A 17,715-nucleotide genomic window follows, 5' to 3' on the forward strand; every position below is an offset into this window, starting at 1 on the left:
AAAAGTCACGCCACCACGCCGAAGAACGCCAGACCAGCACTGGAATTGACTTCAGCGCAATCTGGCGTTCCGGAAATAGCTAGGAAACTCCCGCTAGGGGTGCGGCGTGATGATCACGACGGTTATGCGGTCGAGTCCTGGTCCGTAATGCCAGTAGATGCGACCGGCTGTGGGCGTGCGGTGCTCAATGTAGGAGTCCCAGACGGCCTCGCCCTTCTTGCCCGCGAGCGACACATATTTGTGCGAGCGCAGGGCCGGATCTTCGGGGTTCAGCTGCAGCCGACCGAGCGCGGTTCGCACGCGCCTGAGTCGGCCGACCAGTTGCGGTTTCGCTTCCAGAATGGAGAGTCCGGATGCCGCTTCCCGAGTGAGCAGGAGCGTAAAGCTCATGACCGGGGCTCGGCGGAGGCGTTCTCGTCCTCGAGCGGGTGGTCTTCCTCGGCGTACCGCGTGAAGTCACCGCCCTCACTCGTTTCGTCCTTGGAACTGTGCTCGAGGCCACGCACCAGAGCGGCACGAATGCCCTCGTCATCCCAGACCAGAAGTTCCCGGCGGGGAATGGACACGAGCGGCGTCAGAAGAATTTCACCCTCGGCATTCACCGCAACGGCATACCGATCATCACGGTGCACGCCGGCCTTGCCAAAAGCCATTCTGGAGCGCTCATCGGCGCTCACTTCGCCCATCGGAACGAAATCCGACTTCAGTTCCACCATGTCGTCACCCAATCATCTGGTGGCATTGACTCGCGAGGGTAAAACACCCTGGCAGGACATTGCCCGTCTAAAAAATGAGATTACCCCAGATTTACATGTGGGTAAACCCCTAGTCAGGACTTTCAGAAGATGTATAGTTCGCGCCCACAGAGGTCTCTCAGGGTTGGTGACGGTGAGTTCAGGCGCTGGTCGCAGACAGATCGCACCGTGAAATTCCACCGCACACAGAAAGATCAGTCCGGCCGGTAGGGCGATCGGACTGATCTAGACAGCATTAATATACAACGCCGGGGGCACCTGCTCAATCACCAAAACACCTAGTGGCTGACTGTTCCGCCGGGAAAAATCACCGAGCCGAGGACACCACGGTCTGCAGATCACTCGAGCGCAGCGACCGGGATTCCCGCTTGGCGCGCGGCTCCGAACGGAGCGGCGTTTCGGCCCGCTCCAGCAGATAGCGCGTGACCGTGTGCCAGTCCGGAAACTTCGGTGTCAGAAACTTGATCAGCTCCCCCTCGAACCGGTCAGCGCCGACGGCCATGCCATCGTCGACCAGAAAGTCTCCGCGATTCAAATGCTTGTGGTGCGAGAGGATCAGCCGCTTGTAGGCCGGACCGGTCGAATCCGCTCCTAAATGTTCCTGTACCCACTCCAGCTTGTGCTGCCAGGCACTCGCGTTGCCCCACGGCGCCATCGACAAAATATAGGTGTCAAAGGATTTCGCCAGGGTGCGAAAGGCCTCTATCGCGCCGCTGATCGGTTCCATCCGGGCGAAAACGCCCGGCACCTCATCGAGTCTTTTTTCGTAGCGGCTGTATTCCGCGTTGGTCAGGCGGTCGATTCCCGATTGCACGTTGACGAGGGTGTTGTCGAGGTCGATATAGAGGATCTTTTTCATTCGGGCTCCCTAATGCGGCTCGCATCATTGCGGCAACGCTCCGATGGTGACAGGGCCACCCCAGATCGGCAATACCTGAAGACAACCCCGAACGATTGGCACGCCCAGCGGCGCCGGTCACCCCATGGCGTCACCGCCCTCAATTTCGCTAAAGCCCCGATCGGTCACCACGATGCGAAGAGTCGCGGGGATCTGCTCCTTCATGGAATCGACGTGACTGATCAGCCCGATGGTGCGGCCCCCGGCACGCAGGGAATCGAGCGTACTCATGGCCGTCTCGAGGGTTTCACCGTCGAGGGAGCCGAAGCCCTCATCGACGAAGAGGGTATCGAGGGTGACGCCGCCGGCCTGCCCGGTCACGACCTCGGCGAGCCCCAGAGCGAGGGCCAGAGAGGCGAGAAATGTCTCACCGCCCGACAGCGAGTGCGTTGGACGGGCCCGTCCGGTGTATTCGTCGCGGATGGCGAGCCCCAGGCCCGACCGTGCCCCGCCGAAAGCCAGGGAGTCATCGTGTTCAAGGGTGTAGCGGCCGCTCGTCATGGTGCGCAGCCGAATGTTGGCGGCCGCCACGATCTCCTCGAGCTGCGCGGCCAGCACGTAATTCTCCAGTCGCATGCGTTTGGTGTTGGGTTCGTCGCCGTGCACGACGTCGGCCAGCTGACGCACCTGCTGCTGCATCTCGTGCAACTGAGCGGATGCCGCGAACAGCGATCCAACCCGGCGCACGATCGCCGAGAGGATCCCGGCGCGATCGACCAGCGAACTCTGCCAGGTCAACGCGGCATCACGGGCCGTGCTCGCAGCGGCAGCGGCAGCCGCGGCCGGTACTACGTCGACGGGCTCCGTGGGTAGATCGGCGAGGTCGGGCTGGGCCAGGGTCGCGCGGGCTGCCGCCAGCCCGTCGTCATGCACCCGCAGAGCACTCGTGCGTCGCTCAATCTCGGGCTGGTCGAGCCGCGCGGCGAGCGCTGCTGCTTCATCGGTAAAGGCTTCCTCAGCCAATTGCGCGGCGAGGCGGCTCTGCGCGGCGTCTTCGGCTGCGCCGCACTCATCGACCACACTCAGTGCGGTGGCGAGGGTGCGGGCCTGGGTCAGTTCGTCGTGCAGGTGAGCGGCCTGGCCGCGCACACTGTCGAACTCGCCGCGTTGCGCGGCAAGCCGGCCGAAGATGGCCTCCCTCTGGCTGACCTTGAAGGCATGAGCGGTGCTGGCCTGATCGCGTTGGCCGCGTAGTTGGTCGACGCTCGTGGCCGCCCGGGTCATCGTGGACTGCAGTTGAGCGAGCCGGGCGTGCAAATCGGGCAGAGTCGCGGTGGCCCGATCGGCCAGCCGGTGCGCCGCAGTTGCTGCGTCGTGCTCGGCAGTGATCGTGGCCGCGTCGCGGCCGCTGGTGAGGGCGCGGGCTTCAGCCAGACGCAGATCGACCGATTGCACTGCGTTCTGGGCCACGAGGAGCTGACCCTGCCGGTCGGTGACCGTGCTGCGCGCGGTGTTCAGATCGTGGGTGGTGACCGGATCATCGTGGCCGAGGGCTGGCTGGGGGTGTGCCGTTGACCCGCACACCGCGCAGGCGTCCCCGGTGACCAGCCGGGTGGCGAGCTCAGCGGCGAATCCCGAGAAGCGACGAGCGAGCACGCTCTCGTAGTGCGCGGCCGCGTCGGCGTTGTCGCCGCTCGCGGTCAACTCGGCCTGCTGCGCGGTGAGCAGGACGCTACCAAGCCGCGTGACAGTCTGCGCGGCCTCCAGGGTCAGGGTGGCGCGGTCGAGGGCAATCATCGTGTCGGGCTGACGAGCAGCCGCGAGCTGTGCCGCGGAGTACTCCGCGGTGATTGCCTCGATTTGTTCGGGCAAAGCATCGGCCTGGGCACGGGCAGCATCGAGCGCGCGAGTGCCTTCCAGCTGTTCGATCAGTAGCTCGGCGATCTCGTTGTCGAGCCCGGGGAGGGCGAGCTCGTCGGCGAGGGCATCTTCGAGCGCACCAAGGCGACCGAGCAGCCCGTCAATGACCAGCTGAAGCTGCCCGAGCGTTTCCGGGGAAGCCACATCCGATCGCGAACGACCCGCAGCTCCAGCACCCGCACCCGCAATCTCGGCCGGGCGATCGCCCGCGCGCTGCGCCTGTGCGGCGGCCAGGGCGCTCTCGGCCGCCGCGAGTGCACTGGCGGCCTCGTGGCGCGCCCGAACCTGCGGCCAGACTCGGGCCGCACGCGCGGCGTTTTGCAGATCGGAGCGCTCCCGCACGATGTCGTCCTGCCGGGAGTCGAGTGCGGCCAGAGCACTGGCGGCAGCGGATCGACGCAGCTGACGCTGCTCGGTCTGCAGCAGGGACTGGTGCCGGTCGGTCGCGGCGGTCAGTTCAGCCACGGTGCGCGCCTGCTCAATGGTCGCAGCATCAAGTTGCCCGGCGAGGTCGTGCTGGGCGGCGGCAAACCACCCAGCGGTTGGTGCGGCGAGCGGCCCCTCGTCGCGGAGCAGCTGTGCGGCAGCGGTCTGGTCTTGCTCGAGGTCGCGCTGGCTCGTCGCCAGCTGCTCGTCCAATCCCTTGCGGCGCAGAATCAGCGCGGCCTCGAGCTGTTCGAAGCGGCCGGTGTTGAACAGGGTGCGCAGGACAGCGCGGCGCTCCTCGGTCTTGGCGAGCAGGAATCGTTGGAATCGATTCTGCGCGAGCAGAATCACCTGCAGAAACTGGTCGACCTTCAGCGGCAGAATGGTGTCAAGCTCGTGCCCGACGGCACCGGGCTTGGCTGCTATTCCGCGCCAGCCGCCACTATCGGAACCGTCGGCGTCGTCCAGAACCTGCAGCACGGCGGTCGGCGCGGCCGTGGTGACCCCGACTTGATTCTTCTTGGGTCGTTCGTACGCCGGGCTGCGGCGCAGCCGATATCGGGACTGGTTGACGCTGAAGTCGAGTTCGACGAAGGTCGGGTCGCCAGCCTCGCAGTGGTCGCTGCGCAGCTTGAGTTCGCTGCCATCGAAGCGCGGCACCTGGTTGTAGAGGGCGAAACAAATGGCGTCGAGAATGCTCGATTTGCCGGCCCCGGTCTTGCCGGAGATCAGAAAGATGCCGTCACTGTCGAAGCGCTCGAAGTCCACGAGCTGTTCGTCTTTATACGGGCCGAATCCGGCGAGCCGCAACCGCAGTATCTTCACGAGTTCACCGCCCGGGTGAACTGCTCGGTGAGCAGTTCGGCGACGAGCGCACTCTCAAATTCGGTCGGTCCGACGCCGTTGCGCACGAAAGAGAGGAAGCCGGCCACGATCTCGGGGTCACTCGTCGCCGCGCGAATGCGCTCGGCGTAGCTGTTATCGCCGGGGTCGACCCGAATCGCCGGGCGATGCTCGAGCGCCACCGCGTGCGCAAACCGGCCCTGCAGCGCACGCATGGCGTCGAGCGGCCGCACCTGATCGGTGAGGATGGCCTTCACCCAGTCGCCCTCGTTGTCGGCGTAGCTGGAATTTTCGAGCAGATCGGCGAGCTCGCCGGTGAGCACCGCCAGTCGGCGCGGCACCGGCAGGTCGACCCACTCGACCCGCCCGAGGCCGGAGGCATCGAGTTCGACCAGCCAGGCTCCCCGCGGTTTGCCTACCTCGGAGAAGGAGTAGTGCAGTGGCGACCCGGAATAGCGTACGCGGTCGGTGAGGGTGGCCCGGCCGTGGATGTGCCCCAGCGCGACGTAGTCACAGCCGTCGAAGACGCTCAGCGGAACGACGTCGAGGCCGCCGGCGGTAATGTCGCGCTCCACATCGCTCGCCGCCGTGGCCGGGGTCACTCCGGCGGCGAAGCAGTGCGAGAGCACCACGCTGCGCCCGCCGCCCGCAGTAAGTCGGCGCAGTGACCGGTCGGCCCGAATCTGCGTCATGGCGAAATCCAGGACCTGCTCGTGCGTTTTCAGCAGCTCGCCGGGGTGCAGGTGTCGAATGAGTACGGGCTCCAGAAATGGAATGCCGTAGAAGTGCACCGGCCCGTGCTCATCACTGATGGTGATCGGTTCGAGGTACTGCTCGGGCCGGGTGACCACGTGAATGCCGGCCAGCGCCGCCCACTCGGCCTGAAAGCCCAGACGTGTGGCCGAGTCGTGGTTTCCGCTGGTCATGACAACGGATGCCCCGGCCTCCTTCAGACGCCGCAAGACGCGCGTCAGCAGCGCGTAGCTCTCTTTCGAGGGCATGGCGGAGTCAAACACGTCGCCCGCCACGACGACCACGTCGACGCCTCGCTCGCGCACCGCCGCAACGACGGCGTCGAGCACGACCGTCAGGTGTTCGAGGGTCGAATGGGTGTGGAAGGTGCGCCCGATGTGCCAGTCCGAGGTGTGCAGAATCTTCATAACATTCACGCTACCGTCGGCCACCGACACGGCCGACCGACAGCATCCGTTCCACCCGAATGAGGCAATTTCTTTGTTTATCTTGTTTTTTCTTGACAAACAAAAATAAACACAGCTAAAGTCAATGAAACCAACTTCTTGTGACCTGTGTCACTCATCGTCGAGGAGGCAATTCGTGTTCGCCGAAGAACGTCAACTCTTGATCGCCGCACTCGTGGCAACCGAGGGACGGGTCACCGTGACCGACCTCGCCGCGCGTTTCACCATCACCGCCGAAACCGTGCGCCGTGACCTCGACACCCTCGAGGCCGCCCGCCAGTTGCGCCGAGTGCACGGCGGTGCCGTCGCGATCGATCGCCTGAGCCTGTCAGAGCCGAGCCTCGACGAGCGTCAGACCCAACGCCTCGACGAGAAGTCCCGCATTGCCGATGCAGCCCTGCGCATGATTCCCGCGAGTCGAACCGGCTCAATCTTGCTCGATTCCGGCAGCACCACCGAACGCCTCGCCGAGCGCCTCGCCGCTTGGACGCCCGCCGTCGCCGGCGACCAGCTGCTCGTGATCACCAACGCCGTTCCGATCGCCGCCAAACTCTCCCGCAACGACGCCATCAACCTGCACATTCTCGGCGGTCGGGTGCGCGGGCTGACCAGCGCGATCGTCGGTGCCGGCACCGTCGCCCAGCTCGCGGCGCTGCGCCCCGACATCGCCTTCATCGGCACCAACGGCATCAGCGCGACCTTCGGCCTCAGCACCCCGGACTCGGTCGAAGCAGCGGTCAAGTCCGCGATCGTCCGGGCAGCCCGGCGCGTCGTCGTTCTCGCCGATTCCAGCAAGCTCGACCAGGAGACCCTGGTCTCCTTCGCCGCCCTCGCAGCGATCGACACCTTGATAACGGATGCCGCGCCATCCGCCGATCTTGCCGCAGCACTGGCCGCAGCCGATGTCGACGTGGTGATCGCATGATCGTCACGCTGACCCCCAACCCGAGCCTCGACCGCACCATCGAACTGGCCGGGCCGCTCGCCCGCGGCGAAGTGCAACGCGCCGTCGCCGCCCACGGCGAACCCGGCGGCAAGGGCGTCAACATCTGCCGCGCCCTCGAAGCGAGTGGCATCTCGAGCCTGGCCATCCTCCCCGGCGACGCCGACGACCCGGTGCTGCTCGCCCTGACCAGCCACGGCATTCCGCACCTCGGCCTGCACATCGGCAAACCGCTGCGCAGCAACGTAGCGATCACCGAACCTGACGGCACGACCACCAAGCTCAACGAACCCGGACCGGAACTGAGCCCGGCCCAGCAAAACGCCCTCGTCGACCTGGTGCTCGAGCAGTCGGCCGGCGCCAGCTGGCTGGTGCTGGCCGGGTCCGTGCCGCCCGGTGTGCCCGACGATTTCTACGCCCGCATCATCCGCGAGCTGCGCGAACGCCTCGGCTCGGCGGCACCGAAAGTGGCCGTGGATTCTTCGGGTGGCCCACTGGCGAAAGCAGCGCTGGCCCACCCCGATCTGCTCAAACCCAACGGTGAGGAACTCGCGGAGTTGAGCGGCCTGTTCGACGGCGACACGCTCGAGGCAAACCCCGACCTTGTCGTCGACGCGGCGCGCGTGCTCATCGCAGGCGGTGTCGGTGCCGTGCTGGCCACCCTCGGAGCGAAGGGCGCCGTGCTCGTCACGGCCGAGGGCAGCTGGCTCGCGACCACGCCGCCGATGATCGCCGTGAGCACCGTCGGTGCCGGCGACTCGGCCCTGGCCGGTTACCTGCTGCAAAGCAACCTCGGCGCGAGCGCCCCCGACCGCCTGCGCCAGGCCGCCGCCCACGGCGCCGCCGCAGCCTCCCTACCCGGTTCGACTGTTCCCGCCCTGCACCAAACCAACCCCAGCGCCGTCACCGTGACGGACCTTGCCCCAGAATCGGTCCCCCGGCCGGTCCTGGCCGCACATCCAAAGGAGGATGACCAGTGAGTGAACTGATTACCCCGGAGCTCGTTGCTCTGGACACCCATCTCGGCAGCGAGCCGAAGGACGTCATTCGGCGCCTGGCCGAGCTCGTCGTCGAGTCAGGTCGCGCCACCGAGATCGAGGCGTTGTACGCGGATGCCCTCGCTCGCGAAGCGAAGACCGCCACCGGCATTCCGGGTGGCCTCGCCATTCCGCACTGCCGTTCGTCGGCCGTGTTGGAACCCACCCTCGCGCTGGCCCGTCTGTCGACCCCGGTCGATTTCGGGTCGAAGGACGGCCCCGCCGACCTGGTCTTTCTCATCGCGGCCCCGGAAGGCGCCGACCAGGAACACCTGAAGATTCTGGCCAAGCTCGCCCGGTCGCTCATGAAGAAGGACTTCACCGCGGCCCTTCGGGACGCGTCGACCGCGCAGCAGATCGTCGATCTCGTGGGCAACGTCGTCGCCCCGGTTCCGGTTGCAGCTGGCGCCCACGCGGCCGGTGCCGCCGAGAACGCAAACGCCGGCACCGGTCCGGCTCAGTCCGGCGCCGAGTCAACCAGCAGGGGGCGCATCGTCGCCGTCACCGCCTGCCCGACCGGCATCGCGCACACCTACATGGCCGCCGACTCGCTCGTGGCCGCTGCCAAGGCCGTCGGCGTTGACCTGCAGGTGGAAACCCAGGGTTCGGCTGGCGTCACCCCACTCGACCCGGCAGTCATCGCTGCCGCCGACGCCGTCATCTTCGCCGTCGACGTCGACGTGCGCGGCCGGGAACGTTTTGCCGGCAAGCCCGTCATCAACGTCCCGGTCAAGCGCGGCATCGACGAACCTGGCCGACTGATCGAGGAAGCCCTCGCGGCCGCACTCAACCCGAACGCCCGTCGCGTCAGCGGCACCGTCGATCTCGGCGGCGCATCGAACGAGAAGAGCGAGCACCTGGGCCAGAAGCTCAAGCGCGCGCTGCTCACCGGTGTCAGCTACATGATTCCGTTCGTCGCCGGCGGAGGCCTGCTGATCGCCCTGGGCTTTCTGCTCGGCGGCTACGAAATCACGGAGGTCGCCGATGACGTCGTGATCAACAACAGCCTGTTCAACCTGCCCGACGGTGGCATGCTCACCTACCTCGGCGCGGTCTTCTTCAAGATCGGCGCCCTGTCGATGGGCTTCCTTGTTCCCGCACTGGCCGGCTACATCGCCTTCGCCATCGCCGACCGTCCCGGTATCGCGCCCGGCTTCGTCGCGGGCGCCGTCGCCGGCTTCATGGGTGCTGGCTTCCTCGGAGGTATAGTCGGCGGACTGCTCGCTGGTGTCGTCGCCATGAGTATTGCCAGGATCAGCGTTCCGCGCTGGCTGCGCAGCCTGATGCCCGTCGTGATCATTCCGCTGATCGCATCGATCGTCGCGTCCGGGTTGATGTTCCTCGTGCTCGGCGGTCCGATCGCGCTGCTCACCGTGGGACTCGGCAATTGGCTGAACGGCATGACCGGGGCATCCGCTGTGATTCTCGGCGTCATTCTCGGTCTCATGATGGCATTCGACCTTGGCGGTCCGGTCAACAAGGTCGCCTACTCGTTCGCCGTCGCCGGCCTCGGCGCGGCGAGCCTCGCCAACCAGGCACCGTGGCAGATCATGGCCGCGGTCATGGCCGCCGGTATGGTTCCGCCGCTCGCAATGGCCCTCGCCACCGTGATCGACAAGAAGCTGTTCAGCCTGTCTGAGCGTGAGAACGGCAAGGCGGCCTGGCTGCTGGGTGCCTCATTCATCTCCGAAGGCGCCATTCCGTTCGCCGCTGCCGACGTGTTCCGGGTAATTCCGGCCGCCATGCTCGGCGCAGCGGTCACCGGCGGGCTGTCCATGGCCTGGAACATCACGAGCAAGGCACCGCACGGTGGAATGTTCGTCTTCTTCGCCATCGACAACTTCCTGCTGTTCGTGCTCGCCATTGCGATCGGTACTGTGGTATCAGCGTTCGCCGTGGTCGGGCTCAAGCGTTACGCGGTGCGCAAGCCCGCAGTCGTGGACGCCGCCCCGGTCAACGCCTGACCCGGAAAGTACCCCGTGCGGGAACTCCCCGCGAAGAATGCCACGCAGTACAGTGACGCCAGCCGCAGGCTGGGGATCAAGGAATTGAGGACGATCGTGCAGACGCTTTCAGGCAAGGCCAGTACCGACCAGGCCGAAACCGGCCGCACCTTCACCGGAGTCGGTGTCAGCCCCGGCCGTATCGTCGGCTCCATCCTGTTGATGCCCCAGCCCGTGCGTGAACCCGCTGCGGGCGAACGCCTGGCCGAGGGGAGCTCGCCGGAAGAGGCATCCGCTACCCTGCGGGTCGCAGCAAAGGCCGTGCAAACCAGTCTCACAGCTCGCTCGGTCGGCGCTTCGGGCGCCGGCCGGGAGGTGCTGGAGGCGACGGCGCTGATGGCGAACGACCCGATGCTGGTTAAGGCGGCTGTCAAGCTCATCACCAACGGTTCCTCACCGGAACGGGCGATCTGGGATGCGGCCGCCTCGGTGGCCGAAATGCTGCACAACCTCGGCGGTTACATGGCCGAGCGGGCGACCGACGTGCTCGATGTGCGCGGCCGGATCGTGGCCGAACTGCGCGGCGTTCCGGCCCCCGGAATCCCGTACTCGGACACGCCGTTCATTCTGGTCGGCGAGGATCTTGCGCCGGCCGACACCGCCACTCTCGACCCGGCGAAGGTTCTCGCCCTCGTCACCTCGAGCGGCGGACCCCAGTCGCACACGGCCATCATCGCCCGCGCCCTTGGGCTGCCGGCCGTGGTCGCCGCTGTCGGCGTCGAAGGCTTGACCGACGGAACCATCGTCTTCGTGGACGGCGCGGCCGGAACGATTCTGGTCGACCCCGGTGCCGACGAGATCGACCTGGCCCAGGCCTGGGCGACCACCACCGCCGCCCTGGCCGTATTCGACGGCACCGGGCGCCTCAAAGACGGCCACCTGGTTCCGCTACTCTCCAACGTCGGCGGCGCCAAGGATGCAGTCAAAGCCGCAGCCGCCGGTGCCCAGGGCGTCGGCCTGCTGCGCACCGAATTCTGCTTCTTGGAACGTGACACCGAACCCACCATCGCCGAACAGGTCGAGGCCTACCGCGGCGTGTTCGACGCGTTCCCCGGCAAGAAGGTCGTCGTGCGCACCCTCGACGCCGGCGCCGACAAACCGCTGCCGTTTCTGACCGATGCCTCCGAGCCGAATCCCGCCCTCGGCGTGCGCGGCTACCGCACCGATTTCACCTCCCCCGGAGTGCTCGAGCGTCAGCTCCAGGCCATCGCGCAGGCAGCCGACGGCACCGAGGCGCAGGTCTGGGTGATGGCGCCGATGATCTCCACCGCCGAGGAAGCCGAACATTTCGCCGGCCTCTGCGCCGCGGCGGGGCTCACGACACCCGGCGTCATGGTCGAGGTCCCCTCGGCCGCGCTCACCGCCGCGAGCATTCTCGAACACGTCGACTTCGTCAGCCTCGGTACCAATGACCTGACCCAGTACGCCATGGCCGCCGACCGCCAGCTCGGCCCACTCGCGGCCCTCAACACGCCGTGGCAGCCAGCAGTGCTGCAATTGATCCGCCTGACCGTGGCCGGTTCGCGCGACGAGGGCAACGACAAGCCGGTTGGGGTCTGCGGTGAAGCTGCCGCCGACCCCGCCCTCGCGGTGGTGCTGGTCGGACTCGGCGTCTCGACGCTGTCCATGACCGCACGGGCCCTCTCCGCCGTCGCCGCCGTGCTCGCGAGCGTGACGCTGCCCGAGGCGCAGCAACTGGCCGCCCTGGCCCTCAAATCACATTCAGCAACGGATGCCCGTCGAATCGTTCGCGAGAAACTCCCCATACTTAATACGCTGGGTTTGTAATCTGCCCTCACTCTTTGTCAACACTGCTTACCCTGGAGGACCCCATGTCTGAACGAACCGCTGTCATCGCAAGCCGCGTAGGCCTGCACGCCCGCCCCGCCGGAATCTTTGTCGCCGCGGTCGGTGAGTTGCCCCTCGAGGTCACCATCGCCATGGCCGGCGAGCCAGCCGAGGATGCCATGGACGCGTCGAGCATCCTCTCCATTATGAGTCTCGGCGCCTCCAACGGCGATACCGTCGTGCTGCGTGCCGACGGCGAAGGCGCCGACGAGGCTCTCGATTCCCTGGTCAAGATTCTGGAGACGGATCTCGACGCCGAATAATACCCGTTCCCCGTTTGGGGACAATCCTTTACCGCACGCAACTAGGTAACTACGCTAGATAAATCTCGCGGACGCTGTGCCCGCGCGAGACCGGCGCACTGCCGGTACCTGCACCACCATCTGTGCGAGCGAAAAGGAACCTACCGTGACTGAACGACAGACGTACCTGGGCAACGTTGAGAGCACCCCTGAATCCGAGGAGCACACCATCAAGGACTGGGCGGATCTCGGCCAGGAAATGTGGTCGTACCTCACCGGTAAGGGTGCGGCCATCAACTACAGTTTCATCGATATGGTCGTCGAAGTTCCCCGTGACATCGGCCCCGATGCTCCCCGGGCCATCTGGAAGCTCAACGGCACCCTGCGGGTAACCACGAGCGACGAGAAGTCGCTCGGCTCCGATCCGTTTCGGGGCTGATCGTGAGCTCCTCGGCGAGCTCAACACTGGCTGGCTCCCCGGTGAGTCTGCACATCGATCTCGCCTTTTCCCTGGTCGAACCGACGGGTGCGGTCGGTGCGTCGAAAGCTTCCTCCGGTGCGGATTCGACCGGAGCAGAGTTCGGCGATTCCTTTGGGTCAGCGGATGCCATGCAGGGCACGGTGACCGCCAACGGCACGGAGATCACCGTCTTCACTAGTAACCCGGAAATGTTCGTGCAGGGGCGTGCGCTCAATCTGGAACCGCTGCGCGCGCTGGCTGCCGAATTGGCCTCCCGCGGTCTGACCGTCTCCATCACGGGCCCGATCGGGCTGATTGCGCGTCTCGGCGACGTACAGGCATCCGTTTCGCAACGGCTGTTGACGCGGTCACCGCACATCTTGCTCGGGTCCCGAAACGCCCTCGGGCCGCTCGTGCAGGCACGAATGCGCGGGCGTGCACGCATGCCGGTTGCCATTCCGCTGCCGCCATCGACGGTGTTTCCGCTCGCACCGACCTTTGATCGACACCGCCGGCGAAAGATCACCACAACGCACTACACGCCGGGAAGCGGGCGACCCCGCCTCATCTTCGTCGTGGGCTCGGAGAACTGGAACGGGCAGATGCCCCGGGAATTCGATCTACTGCCGGGCGTGACGACGATCGGCTCGTCCGCGGATGCCGACCTGCAATTGCCCGGGTTGAAACCGCTGCACGCCGAAATTCGCCACGATGACAACGATGAGTACGTTCTGTTTGCGATGGGTGACGTCGCGAGCAGCTCTCGGCCGGCCGAGGGAGGCACCGGGAACAGCCAGATTCTGCGCACCGGGTCGCGGCTCGAAATGGGCCCGTGGCGCATGGGCTACTTTCGGGAGGAATTCGCCGACCACGGCCGGCCGTTTGGCGGGCGCGTTGGCGGGGAGCTGGCATTCCAGAAGCCGCAGCCGCCCAGGCCGCGGGCCTGAGGGGCGCGTGAGGGTGTCGCACGTTCGATGCGGCACCCTCACGAGGTGAAAAGGTCGGTCCAGACCGCTCTCGAACCAGATTCCCCGATAAGCGCGACCGTGACGACCGATCCAAGCGCGCTGACCAGAACCACAAGATCAAGAACAATGGTGGCCGCGAGGCGTCCGGTGCGGTGTGGCAGAGCGGATGCGAAACGGGCGCCCTCGGCGGTCACGTAGCGGTACCAAAACCACTGCAGTGCCGCCACGAGGAACAGGGCAATCACCCACGGCAGCAGCGTGTTGCCGAGCGAGGTGTGCGTGCCGAGCAACGGGGTCACGTTGACCAGCCGGGACTGCAGCCACTCCCCCGCCTGCACGGCGAGCGGAACCAGCACGAGCGCTGCCAGGGCCACCAGGGGCGTCACGATGCCCAATCGCCGCCGAGCGGCCGGCCAGAACGCGGTGAGCAGCGCGCACAGAGCGGCGAGTGGCACCACGATCACGACCGCGTGCACGATCAGCACGTGAAGCGGCAGTCCGTTGAATTCCCAATCAATGTTCAAGGCGTATCTCCACTTCATCGGCTCTTGCGGGCGGGGAAATCAGAATGAGCGGAAGCGCTTGCCGGAGTAAAATACCACCGTTTGGCGTTTCCTGCTGTCCCCATCACGGGGAGGACATCACGCTGTCTATCCCCGCTAGGTTGGAATTATCGAACCGATTACCCGGAGTCGGCGATGGAACGGACAATCGTGAAAATGTTGCAGACAGAGTGCCCCGAATGCCAACAAATGGTGTGGATCACGTCGGATACCCGCTTCGCGACCTACCATTCCCTGGCCAATTCCTCCAAGGACTGCCCGGGCTCCCGAATGATCGTTCCGGTTCCCCCCAAACAGACCGCTGCGAGCCGTAAGCGGGCGCAGGCCGAACTCCTCGCCTGGAGCCACTCTACAAGCGCTGTCAGTGCCACCGAACACCAGGCCACCGAACACCAGGCCGCCAAAAACCGCGCCGGCGTGCGCCAGGCCGCCAAGCACCAGGCTGCCTGACACCAGCCGACTCGAGCATCCGAGGCGGTGTCGACTCCCTACCCGGGTCGGCACCGCCTCGTTTTTGGAACGGCGGCCTCGGTTCAGTTCAGTCAGCCGACCGCTGTGCGCTCGACGCGTTGCATCGGATGCGTAACAAACCGGCCGACCGGGAGATCTCATTCTGGCGCGGGGGTAGACTCTTTTTTGTTTTTTATCAGCCTCTTCTCAGGCCATGCCCCGTACCGTTACACACGGAGTTCCCCCACTCCACGTAAAGCCCCGGCATATTTCTCACCTCCCCCCAGGCGAGAAGTGCCGGGGCTTTTTCGGTTCCGCGGCGCCGCGAGGGCCGTGCCATGGCGGTCTCGGCAGGATCGGCCAACGAATTGGTGGCGATCCCGAGACCAGCGTGGGTCGTTCAGCGGATGCTGACCCCGGCCGGTTACGCGGCGAGCGCGGGGGCGTCGACGCGCAACGAGCGCGCCTCGTGCTGCTCGGCCAGACCGGTCAGAAGCCGGGCGAGCTGATCGACCGGGGAGTCGGGCGCTTCGGGGTGCCACTGCACACCGGTGATCGGAGCACTCTCGTGCTCGAGGGCTTCGATCAGGCCATCGGAGGCGTGCGCGGCGGCCACAAGTCCGGCGCCGAGGCGGTCGACGATCTGGTGGTGGGCGCTCTGCACCGAGATGTCGATGCGGCCGAGGCTGGCGGCCAGGGTGCTGCCTTCGGCCAGGACGACGTCGTGGGTGGAGAGAATCTGGTCGATCGGCACGTCGATGTTTTTGTGAATGCCGTCATCAATGTGCTGCACCAGATTGCCGCCGAGGGCGACATTGATGATCTGCAGGCCGCGGCAGATGCCCAGCAACGGGGTGCCGACCAGGAGGGCACGCTGCACCAGGGCTATCTGGCCCTCGTCGGCGACCGCGAAGTGCGCCGTCTCACCCTCGTAGCCGGTAGCGCCGCCGTAGAAGTGGGGCGTGACGTCTTCGCCGCCGACGATAATGAGGGCGTCGGCATCCGCTGTGATGCGCAGCAGTTCGACCGGTGTGACGTCGGCAGCGGCAACCCGGGTGACGGCCCAGCCGGCGGTTTCGGCATCGGCGGCGACGCGCGAATTGAGCACCTGCACCTTGGCGTGATAGGCGGGGCGGTCGGGGCGCGCTCCGGTAACCTCGACGACGACGAGCATCCGGTTCGTGAATTCTTGGTTCATGCCGGGCTCCCGTCCTGTCGCATTGCTGTCCTGATTCCATTGTGGGCGGCAGGCCCGTAGTACGCGAGTTGCCCTGTAACACAGGGCAACATCGCAATCGCACGGATTTCCTGAGGTTCCCAGACTCGCCTCTGCCGGTCACCCTAAACTTTGGTCATGCACGCACTTTCCTGGCGGGTCAGCTCGACCAGGACGACTCCTTTGGAAGGGACACCCGAATGACCAAGCAGTCCATCTTCGGCCGTATTTCCCAGCTCGCGAAGGCGAACATCAACGCCATCCTCGACTCGGCGGAAGACCCCGCCAAGATGCTCGACCAGATGGTGCGCGACTTCTCGAGCAGCATCTCCGACGCCGAGAGCGCGATCGCCGAGACCATCGGCAACCTGCGGCTGCTCGAAGACGACTACCGCGAAGACCAGGAAGCCGCCGTGGAGTGGGGCGACAAGGCCCTGGCCGCGAGCCGCAAAGCCGACGAGCTGCGCCTGGTCGGCAACGCTGCCGACGCCGACAAGTTCGACAACCTCGCCAAGGTCGCGCTGGGTCGCCAGCTCACCTCGGAGAAGGAAGCGAAGACCGCGGAGCCGCAGATTCAGGCCCAGACCGCCGTCGTCAACCAGCTCAAGACCGGCCTGAACGCCATGAAAGAGAAGTTGGTGCAACTCACCAACAAGCGTGCAGAGCTCGTCGCGCGCTCCAAGACCGCCAAGGCGCAGGCACAGGTGATGGATGCCGTCAAGAGCATCGACATGATGGATCCGACAAGCGAGGTCAACCGCTTCGAGGACAAGATTCGTCGCGAAGAAGCCCGGGTTCGCGGCGCGCAGGAGCTCGCCGCGTCGAGCCTCGACGCCCAGTTCGAAAGCCTCGACGACCTCGGCGAGCTCACCGAAGTGGATGCCCGCCTCGCGGCCCTGAAAGCCGGAAACACCGCCGCCCTCGAGCGCTGAGCGTTCAGTGGACAACTTTGGTGGGTGACACCCCGGTGGCACCCACCAAAGTTGTCCACTCAGGACCTGGCCGGCGAGCCCGGCGAGAAATTCGCTCTCGGCGAAGCGGATGTTGTTGGCCCCGGCCGCTGCGCCATACTGAGGTATGGCTCCCACCTTCGTTGTAGTACCGCAGTGGCAGGGTTCGATTTCTCCGCGCGCAATGCGCCTGGTCGACGGGGCGGCGGCCATTCAAGGCGACCTGCCCTTTTCGGCCACGCGTCTGGTCGACGTGCCGGTCGAGGCCGGTGACGCGCTCGATACCGGGGTGCACCGGTTCTCCGCGATCCAGCAGGTGCGGGAACGCCACACCGCTGTTTTGAAGGACACGGCCGATTGGGCGCTCTCCATCGGCGGCGACTGCGGCATTGCCCTCACCGCTGTCGAGCACGCGGCGCGCACGCATCCGGGTGACCTGGCCGTCGTCTGGTTCGACGCCCACCCCGACCTGCACACGCCAGAGACCTCACCGTCCGGCGGATTCTGCGGCATGGTGCTGCGCGCGATCAGCGGCGAAGGGCCAGCCGAGCTGGAACTCGCCGCCACGAGCAGCGTGTCACTCGACCGCGTCGTGCTGGCCGGAATCCGCGATGTCGACGATGCCGAAGACGTTCTGCTGCAGGAGCGCGGCCTGGTGAGCGTGTCCTGCTCCGAGTTGACCGACCCGGCCGCCCTGGTCGCGGCCGTCGCTGCCATCGGCGCGAAGCACGTCTTCGTGCACATCGACCTGGATGTGCTCGATCCGTCAGCTCTTGGCGGCCTGAATGACCTGATTCCGTTCGGGTTGAGCGTGGCCGAACTCGGTAAAGCGATCACCGCCCTGCGCGCTGATTTCACCCTCGCCGGAGCGACGATCACCGGGTTCGCGCCGGCCTCCCCCGAGGCGGCGACCGATGATCTGCCGAGCATCCTGCGCATCATCGGGGCACTCACCCGCTAGGAGCGTGAGTCAGTAACGCCTATTTCGGCTTGATGCCGCGGAATACGGGTCCATGTCTCGGCGTGGGTTGGGTGTTGCTGGCGCGGTAGCCAA

General features: G+C 66.0%; 17 protein-coding genes. 10 read left to right on the plus strand and 7 right to left on the minus strand.

Annotated elements, in window-relative coordinates:
- Positions 1 to 93: 93 nt before the first annotated feature.
- From E3T43_RS13890 to E3T43_RS13910, 5 genes are all read right to left on the minus strand, one after another.
- Positions 94 to 390 carry a hypothetical protein gene (locus E3T43_RS13890; protein WP_134472871.1) on the minus strand — a complete coding sequence of 99 codons (297 nt, stop codon included), beginning with the start codon at positions 388 to 390 and terminating at the stop codon, positions 94 to 96.
- Entirely contained in the window at positions 387 to 716 is a 330-nt protein-coding gene (locus tag E3T43_RS13895) for a hypothetical protein (RefSeq protein ID WP_092451242.1), read from the minus strand. Before E3T43_RS13895 ends, E3T43_RS13890 begins: the two co-directional genes overlap by 4 nt.
- A 346-nt stretch (positions 717 to 1,062) precedes the next feature.
- Positions 1,063 to 1,614 carry a hypothetical protein gene (locus E3T43_RS13900; protein WP_134472872.1) on the minus strand — a complete coding sequence of 184 codons (552 nt, stop codon included), beginning with the start codon at positions 1,612 to 1,614 and terminating at the stop codon, positions 1,063 to 1,065.
- A gap of 117 nt (positions 1,615 to 1,731) precedes the next feature.
- Positions 1,732 to 4,764 carry an AAA family ATPase gene (locus tag E3T43_RS13905; protein WP_134472873.1) on the minus strand — a complete coding sequence of 1,011 codons (3,033 nt, stop codon included), beginning with the start codon at positions 4,762 to 4,764 and terminating at the stop codon, positions 1,732 to 1,734.
- Positions 4,761 to 5,942, minus strand: coding sequence for an exonuclease SbcCD subunit D (locus E3T43_RS13910; protein WP_134472874.1), 1,182 nt, complete (start codon positions 5,940 to 5,942; stop codon positions 4,761 to 4,763). Before E3T43_RS13910 ends, E3T43_RS13905 begins: the two co-directional genes overlap by 4 nt.
- 175 nt (positions 5,943 to 6,117) lie before the next feature.
- Between E3T43_RS13910 and E3T43_RS13915 the strand changes: the two genes are divergently transcribed.
- The 7 genes from E3T43_RS13915 to E3T43_RS13945 all read left to right on the plus strand — a co-directional run bounded on the left by E3T43_RS13915 (position 6,118) and on the right by E3T43_RS13945 (position 13,461).
- On the plus strand, positions 6,118 to 6,906 hold the full coding sequence (locus E3T43_RS13915; protein WP_092451250.1) for a DeoR/GlpR family DNA-binding transcription regulator: 789 nt from the start codon (positions 6,118 to 6,120) through the stop codon (positions 6,904 to 6,906).
- Positions 6,903 to 7,904 carry a 1-phosphofructokinase family hexose kinase gene (locus E3T43_RS13920; protein ID WP_134441698.1) on the plus strand — a complete coding sequence of 334 codons (1,002 nt, stop codon included), beginning with the start codon at positions 6,903 to 6,905 and terminating at the stop codon, positions 7,902 to 7,904. The genes E3T43_RS13915 and E3T43_RS13920 overlap by 4 nt, the downstream gene beginning before the upstream one ends.
- Positions 7,901 to 9,925, plus strand: coding sequence for a fructose-specific PTS transporter subunit EIIC (locus E3T43_RS13925; RefSeq protein ID WP_134472875.1), 2,025 nt, complete (start codon positions 7,901 to 7,903; stop codon positions 9,923 to 9,925). The genes E3T43_RS13920 and E3T43_RS13925 overlap by 4 nt, the downstream gene beginning before the upstream one ends.
- Positions 9,926 to 10,021: 96 nt before the next feature.
- Positions 10,022 to 11,752, plus strand: coding sequence for a phosphoenolpyruvate--protein phosphotransferase (gene ptsP / locus E3T43_RS13930; RefSeq protein ID WP_255454211.1), 1,731 nt, complete (start codon positions 10,022 to 10,024; stop codon positions 11,750 to 11,752).
- A gap of 44 nt (positions 11,753 to 11,796) precedes the next feature.
- Positions 11,797 to 12,075, plus strand: a complete 279-nt coding sequence (locus E3T43_RS13935) for an HPr family phosphocarrier protein (RefSeq protein WP_092451256.1) — start codon at positions 11,797 to 11,799, stop codon at positions 12,073 to 12,075.
- Between the two features lie 166 nt (positions 12,076 to 12,241).
- Complete coding sequence (locus tag E3T43_RS13940) at positions 12,242 to 12,493, plus strand: hypothetical protein (RefSeq protein ID WP_134467525.1); 252 nt, start codon at positions 12,242 to 12,244, stop codon at positions 12,491 to 12,493.
- Positions 12,494 to 12,495: 2 nt separating this feature from the next.
- Positions 12,496 to 13,461: an FHA domain-containing protein gene (locus tag E3T43_RS13945; protein ID WP_241978998.1), complete on the plus strand. Its 966-nt coding sequence runs from the start codon at positions 12,496 to 12,498 to the stop codon at positions 13,459 to 13,461.
- Between the two features lie 38 nt (positions 13,462 to 13,499).
- Here the strand turns inward: E3T43_RS13945 and E3T43_RS13950 are convergent, their stop codons facing one another.
- Complete coding sequence (locus tag E3T43_RS13950; RefSeq protein WP_241978999.1) at positions 13,500 to 14,006, minus strand: hypothetical protein; 507 nt, start codon at positions 14,004 to 14,006, stop codon at positions 13,500 to 13,502.
- Positions 14,007 to 14,234: 228 nt separating this feature from the next.
- Between E3T43_RS13950 and E3T43_RS13955 the strand changes: the two genes are divergently transcribed.
- Positions 14,235 to 14,495, plus strand: a complete 261-nt coding sequence (locus tag E3T43_RS13955) for a hypothetical protein (protein WP_134472877.1) — start codon at positions 14,235 to 14,237, stop codon at positions 14,493 to 14,495.
- Positions 14,496 to 14,919: 424 nt separating this feature from the next.
- Here E3T43_RS13955 and E3T43_RS13960 read toward each other — a convergent pair whose 3' ends face one another.
- Complete coding sequence (locus E3T43_RS13960) at positions 14,920 to 15,693, minus strand: gamma-glutamyl-gamma-aminobutyrate hydrolase family protein (protein ID WP_134472878.1); 774 nt, start codon at positions 15,691 to 15,693, stop codon at positions 14,920 to 14,922.
- Between the two features lie 218 nt (positions 15,694 to 15,911).
- On the opposite strand from E3T43_RS13960, the gene E3T43_RS13965 reads away from it, so the two are divergent.
- On the plus strand, positions 15,912 to 16,643 hold the full coding sequence (locus E3T43_RS13965) for a PspA/IM30 family protein (RefSeq protein WP_134472879.1): 732 nt from the start codon (positions 15,912 to 15,914) through the stop codon (positions 16,641 to 16,643).
- 145 nt (positions 16,644 to 16,788) lie between these two features.
- Entirely contained in the window at positions 16,789 to 17,622 is an 834-nt protein-coding gene (locus tag E3T43_RS13970; protein ID WP_134472880.1) for an arginase family protein, read from the plus strand.
- Positions 17,623 to 17,715 lie beyond the last annotated feature (93 nt).

Source organism: Cryobacterium sp. Hh7 (assembly GCF_004403155.1).
Taxonomy (GTDB): Bacteria; Actinomycetota; Actinomycetes; order Actinomycetales; family Microbacteriaceae; genus Cryobacterium; species Cryobacterium levicorallinum.

Excerpts from the sequence above, each read along its gene's own strand:
- E3T43_RS13890 (WP_134472871.1), bottom strand. The coding sequence starts at position 390 with ATGAGCTTTACGCTCCTGCTCACTCGGGAAGCGGCATCCGGACTCTCC.
- E3T43_RS13895 (WP_092451242.1), bottom strand. The coding sequence starts at position 716 with ATGGTGGAACTGAAGTCGGATTTCGTTCCGATGGGCGAAGTGAGCGCC.
- E3T43_RS13900 (WP_134472872.1), bottom strand. The coding sequence starts at position 1,614 with ATGAAAAAGATCCTCTATATCGACCTCGACAACACCCTCGTCAACGTG.
- E3T43_RS13910 (WP_134472874.1), bottom strand. The coding sequence starts at position 5,942 with ATGAAGATTCTGCACACCTCGGACTGGCACATCGGGCGCACCTTCCAC.
- E3T43_RS13920 (WP_134441698.1), top strand. The coding sequence starts at position 6,903 with ATGATCGTCACGCTGACCCCCAACCCGAGCCTCGACCGCACCATCGAA.
- E3T43_RS13935 (WP_092451256.1), top strand. The coding sequence starts at position 11,797 with ATGTCTGAACGAACCGCTGTCATCGCAAGCCGCGTAGGCCTGCACGCC.
- E3T43_RS13955 (WP_134472877.1), top strand. The coding sequence starts at position 14,235 with ATGGTGTGGATCACGTCGGATACCCGCTTCGCGACCTACCATTCCCTG.
- E3T43_RS13960 (WP_134472878.1), bottom strand. The coding sequence starts at position 15,693 with ATGAACCAAGAATTCACGAACCGGATGCTCGTCGTCGTCGAGGTTACC.
- E3T43_RS13965 (WP_134472879.1), top strand. The coding sequence starts at position 15,912 with ATGACCAAGCAGTCCATCTTCGGCCGTATTTCCCAGCTCGCGAAGGCG.
- E3T43_RS13970 (WP_134472880.1), top strand. The coding sequence starts at position 16,789 with ATGGCTCCCACCTTCGTTGTAGTACCGCAGTGGCAGGGTTCGATTTCT.